We start from the raw sequence: 743 nt of genomic DNA, 5'->3' as shown, positions 1-743 counted from the left end.
GGTTAGGCTGGCATTTGGTTAAATTAAATTTTGCTCATGCGCTTACTTACTCGCATCTAACAAGCCAGCGGTTACGCTTGCAATGCCAGTACCTTGCGACAAGGTAAATTGTACAATTTGTGAGGTCATTTCTGCGTTGGCTGCTGCATCACCAGCATTTTGCTGAGAAATTACAGTGGAGTGGTCTGCTTCTGAAGATGCTTTGTCAAAATACGAAGCCAGCTTGTCTCCCGAAGAGTCCAGTGCAGTATTAACCAAGGATAACTTTTTAAACAGGGGTTCGGTACCTGCTGTTGGAAACTCAGCGACCGAGTTTGGTATCGTTTCGTCACCATTCGCTTGAATACCAAGCACAGGTCCCGTAGTTGTAGATGCAATATTATATGGGTCAACGTTATCTAGAACTGTTTGCGCAGCATAAGTGAATGAAGTAAGGATCGAGTCGATTGTCGCTTTGACTGCTTTGTCTGAGGCTGAAGCACTATCATTACTTAGGGCTGTGTAGTATTCATTAAAGCAATCACCACCTGACTTACTGACTGGCACACAGTTACTTACATAATGTGCTTGGTACTCGGTTACACTTGATAGGCTCACGGTGTGCTTAATCTCAGGAGAAAACGAGCCTGACTTAAGCAAGAAAGGGGCAATGCCACCACCTGGGTTAGCAAGTGTTGCACTTGTATAACTAAACATAGAATCAATAGCAGGGTTCAACGAACTGTTACCAACGGTATAAGAGC

1 pseudogene is annotated in these 743 nt (G+C 44.1%); it reads right to left on the bottom strand.

What is annotated here, in order from left to right:
* Positions 1 to 42: 42 nt before the first annotated feature.
* Positions 43 to 743: pseudogene (locus tag AB4486_RS24670) on the bottom strand (fumarate hydrolyase); the annotation flags it as partial.

Origin of the sequence: Vibrio sp. 10N.222.55.C6 (assembly GCF_041473395.1) — a bacterium.
Classification (GTDB): domain Bacteria; phylum Pseudomonadota; class Gammaproteobacteria; order Enterobacterales; family Vibrionaceae; genus Vibrio; species Vibrio crassostreae_C.
This window is presented reverse-complemented; position numbering and strand designations above follow the sequence as displayed.